At 69.9% G+C, this 4326-nt stretch carries 6 protein-coding genes; all 6 read right to left on the bottom strand.

Translation table 11 applies throughout. The features are described 5' to 3' along the window. Positions 1-389: amidohydrolase family protein (locus QZ483_RS12890; protein ID WP_297084647.1), on the bottom strand; the 389-nt coding region annotated here is incomplete at its 3' end. Further along, positions 386-1276: an NAD(P)-dependent oxidoreductase gene (locus tag QZ483_RS12885; protein ID WP_297084645.1), complete on the bottom strand. Its 891-nt coding sequence runs from the start codon at positions 1274-1276 to the stop codon at positions 386-388. The genes QZ483_RS12885 and QZ483_RS12890, both read right to left, overlap by 4 nt. Continuing rightward, on the bottom strand, positions 1273-2322 hold the full coding sequence (locus QZ483_RS12880) for a PrpF domain-containing protein (RefSeq protein WP_297084643.1): 1050 nt from the start codon (positions 2320-2322) through the stop codon (positions 1273-1275). Before QZ483_RS12880 ends, QZ483_RS12885 begins: the two co-directional genes overlap by 4 nt. 1 nt (position 2323) lies before the next feature. Then, a complete protein-coding gene (locus QZ483_RS12875) occupies positions 2324-3016 on the bottom strand; it encodes a 4-carboxy-4-hydroxy-2-oxoadipate aldolase/oxaloacetate decarboxylase (protein ID WP_297084641.1) in 693 nt (230 codons plus the stop codon). Position 3017: 1 nt separating this feature from the next. Then, entirely contained in the window at positions 3018-3881 is an 864-nt protein-coding gene (locus tag QZ483_RS12870) for an ABC transporter ATP-binding protein (protein WP_297084638.1), read from the bottom strand. Between the two features lie 2 nt (positions 3882-3883). Beyond that, positions 3884-4326, bottom strand: a 443-nt coding sequence (locus QZ483_RS12865) for an ABC transporter permease (protein WP_297084637.1), incomplete at its 5' end; no start/stop codon positions are given.

The raw sequence follows: 4326 nt of genomic DNA, 5'->3' as shown, positions 1-4326 counted from the left end.
ACCCGCGCTTCGAGCTCGCGCACCGCCGCATCGAGAGGCGCTCCCGCGGCCTGCGGCAACTGGGCGACGCCCACGAAGGTTTCCGGGAACAGGTCCACCACTCGTCCGATGAGGTCGTTGCAGGCGGCGGTCCACGCGATCGAAGTGTCGAGGTCACCCAGGTGGTGACCCATCGCGGAGGCACGCGGCGAGAAGATGGTGACGTCGGCGCCGCGCTCGCGGATGAGCCGCAGCTGGTTTGACTCGATGGTCTCGCGGATCTCGTCGTCGGTGATGTGCGGGTACTCGGGTGCGGCCGTGCCTGCAGCCCACGCCGCGAGCTGAGCTTCTCGCCACTGCGTGTGCGCGGCTGGTGCGGTCGTGTAGTGCCCGTGGCAGTCGATGATCATGGTCCATCCTTCCGGTCCAGGCCCGCGGCGCTGCGCACCGCGTCCACCAGCGTCGAGGTGCTCTCCTGTGGCAGCACCTCGCCGTACTGCGCCGCCCACCGCTGACGCTCCACGGTGGCGGACGCCATCCACGCGTCCACGCCCGCATCGGCCACTGTGGCGGCCGCCTCTTCCATCTCTTCCGCACGGCGCACGCCGTGCTGGAGCGAGCGGGACATGAAGTAGCCGGCGATCGCGTCCCAGTCCGCCTCGGGCAGGATGTTCGACAGCGAGGCGATCACCTCGCGATCGACCCCGTAGTGGCGCGCAGAGAGCAACGACTCCGACAGCAGTGCTTCGAGACCCTTCACGACCACGGAGCGGCACAGCTTGGTGGCGGCGGCCACTCCGATCTCCTCCGACCCGACGAGTGCCTGGTCGAGTCCGAACGTGCCGGCCGCGCCGCCGAACTTGACGGCGTGAGGCCCGCCGAGGATGAAGGGCGAGGCGAGGCGGCGTGGTTCGATGGGCGACATGAGCGCCGCCTCGACGTAGCGGCCGCCCGCCGCGTGGATCACGGCGGCCGCCTCCTGCTTGTGCGCCGGGGAGCTCGAGTTGAGGTCGAAGAACCAGGCGTCCGTCTCGAGGCCCGGAGCTACTGACGATGCGGCGGGCACGCAGTTCATCGCCGTCACCGCGCTCACCACGAGCGTGGCGCTGCGGACGGCCTCCGCGGGCGAGGTCGCGGTAGCGACATCGAGCTCGCGAGCGGCGCGGGCGGCGCGTGACTGAGCGTCCTCGAACGCCACATCCCACGCAACGAGGTCGGTGATCCCGAGCGCGCGAAGGTCCTCCACGAAGACGCGGCCCACCTCGCCTAGGCCGATCAGCGCGACGCGGGGCATCATGAGGACTCCTTCTGGGGTGATCGGGGGTGGACCCGGCCGTCCATGATCATGCGGGCGGTACGCAGGAGCCGGGTCTCTCCGGTGGGGTCGACCATGAGGTCGAGGAAGCCCGTCGGGTGCTCGACCCGGATGCGACCGTCGGCGCGCGGTGCCGGAGCGAGGCCATCCGCCACGCTCCCCTGAAGGCTGACACCCGCGGCGACCGACGCCGCGCCCAGCACCCCGATCGCCTCATGGACACGGAACGGGATGAAGCTGCGCGTGCTGATGGCGCCGCCCGCACCGGGCTCCGACAGCAGGACGATCTTGGGCGTGGTCGTGGTCTCCGGGGTACCGGCGATGCCCATGAGCGGGAATGCTGCGGCCCGGATCTCCGCCACTCGTGCGACCAGGTCGGCGTCTGCCTCGAGCTCTGCCGGACCCTCATCACCGTTGATCCCCAGGTCCGCGGCGCGCACCAGCACGGACGCCATGCCGTTGTTGATGAGCGTGGCGTCGACGCCGGCGAGACGGTCGACGGGATTTCCCGTGGGGAGCAGCGCTCCGCACGGCTGCTCGACGGCGACCTCGACCGGAGCGGCTGTGCCCGGCACACCCGAGATCTCCGCGTCGCCGTCGTACGTCACCTCGCCGCCCGGCGTGCGGACGGTGAGCGCGGCAACGGTCCCGGTGTTGACCATGCGCACGCGGACCACGGTGCTCCAGTCGTGCGCCGGGACCAGGCCCCGCTCGATCGCGAACGGCGCCACTGCCGCCAGAATGTTGCCGCACGTCTGCGAGGTCGATACCACGGGCTTGTCGACCGCGACCTGGAGGAACAGGTAGTCGATGTCAGCCGCGTCATCCTCGGACACGCTCACCACGCCCACCTTCGAGGTGAGAGGGTGAGCCCCTCCCAGCCCGTCGATCTGCCGCACGTCGGGGCTGCCCATGATCCGCAGCAGGAGGTCGTCGCGCGCCTTGACGTCGGCTGGCAGGTCGCCTGCGAGGAACAGCGCCCCTTTCGAGGTGCCGCCCCGCATCAGCGCGCAGGAGATGCCGGACATGTCAGGGCGCCTCCGGGTGGCGACGGTACGTCACGCCCAGGTCGGCGAGCACCGGCCGCATTCCATATCGGTCGAGCCCCAGCTCGCCGTCGAGGAACGATGCCCGGGTCGCCTCCTCCTTGGCGAGGCGCGCCTGGGACTTGGCGAGCGCATCGTCCGCCTGCCCGCGCGGCACGACGACGATCCCGTCGTCGTCGCACACCAGGATGTCGCCCGCGTCGATGAACTGGCCATTGATGACCACGGGCACGTTGACGGCGCCGGGGGTGTTCTTCACGGTGCCCATGACGTTGATATGGCGAGCCCACACCGGGAAGCCCATGTCGCGGAGTTCCTGGGTGTCCCGCACGCCGGCGTCGATGATCGCGCCGGCGACGCCGCGGTGCTGGAGCCCTGTCGCGAACAGCTCGCCGAACATGCCGTGCTGCGACGGCGAGCGGGTGACCACCACGAGGATGTCGCCCGGTCCGCACTGCTCGATCGCGGCGTGGATCATGAGGTTGTCGCCGGGCCAGGACAGCACGGTGACTGCCGTGCCGACGATTCGCGCGCCGGTCTGGATGGGGCGAAGGTCCGAGCCGAGGTCGCCGGTGCGGCCGAGCGCCTCGCCCACGGTCGCCGCGCCGATCCCGGCGAACCCTTCGACGGTCTCCCTCGGGGGCTTGGGCGGGTCAGTCAGAATGACAGTCTCCACGTCAGGCCTCCTGGCTCTCGTCGGGACGGTGCCCGGCCTTGGCCTTCTGGATGAGTGAGTAGACGTGGCCGCGCAGCTCGCCGAATCGTGGGTCGGATCGAGTCGTGAGCTGATCGCGCTCTGCTGGCAGGTCCACGTCGACGTCCTCCATGAGGACGGTCGGGCGATTCGACAGCACGATGACGCGCTCGCCCAGGTACACCGCCTCGTCGATGTCGTGCGTGACGAAGAGCACGGTGACGCCCAGGTGCTGCCACAGCGAGCGGACCAGGTCCTCGAGCTCGGCGCGCGTCTGCGCATCGACAGCCGCGAAGGGCTCGTCCATGAGCAGGACCGTCGGCTCGTAGGCGACGGCACGCGCGATCGCGACGCGCTGCTGCATGCCGCCGGAGAGCTGCCACGGGTGCTGGTCGGCGGCCTCGGTCAGGCTCACCTCAGCGAGTGCACGCTCCACCTTCGCCTTGCGTTCGGACTTGGGGACACCCTTCTCCTTGAGCGGGAGCTCGATGTTCTGGCGGACGGTCATCCACGGGAACAGCGAGCGCCCATACTCCTGGAACACCACGGCCATGCCCTCCGGCGGCCCGGTCACGGCGGTGCCGTCGAGCACCACCTCGCCCGCGGTGAGGTCGAGCAGGCCAGCGATCGAGCGCAGCAGGGTGGTCTTGCCGGCGCCCGACGGACCCACCACGCAGACGAGCTCGCCGCGGTTGATGCGGAAGTCGAGGTTGCGGATCGCCTCGACCTCGGGACGGCCGGGGGTGTCGTAGGTCTTCTGGACGTTGCGCAGGTCGAGGGCGATGTCCGTGGCGGGCGCTTCGGGGGCCTTCGCTGTGCGGCCCGAAAGCAGGGTGGTGATGGTCATGGTCACGCTCCTCGTTCGATCTGACGCTGCCCGACGTACCAGGCGAGCATGCGGTTCTCGACCAGCTTGAACAGCGTGGCGAGCAGGACTCCGATGAGGCCGAGCACGATCACGCCGGTCCACATCTGGGGGATGGCGAAGGTCCTCTGGAACTGCACGATCGCGGCGCCGAGGCCGCGGTTGGCCCCGAACAGCTCCGAGATCACCATGAGGATCACGCCGATGGACAGGGACTGACGCGCGCCGGTGAAGATGCGCGGGCTGGCGCCCGGGAGGATCACGAAGACCAGCCGGCGCCACGGGCTGAGCCGGTAGCTCTTCGCCGTGTCGGTGAGGGTGGGCTCGAGCCCGCGGACTCCCTCGACGGTATTGAGCAGGATGGGCCAGAGGCAGCCGAGTGCGATCGTGACGATCTTGCCGAGCCAGCCGGTGTACCCGGCGAACA

It is taken from the genome of uncultured Demequina sp. (genome assembly GCF_913055775.1).
Classification (GTDB): Bacteria; Actinomycetota; Actinomycetes; order Actinomycetales; family Demequinaceae; genus Demequina.
The sequence above is the reverse complement of the archived record's forward strand: the minus strand, read 5'-3'. Positions and strand labels throughout refer to the sequence as shown.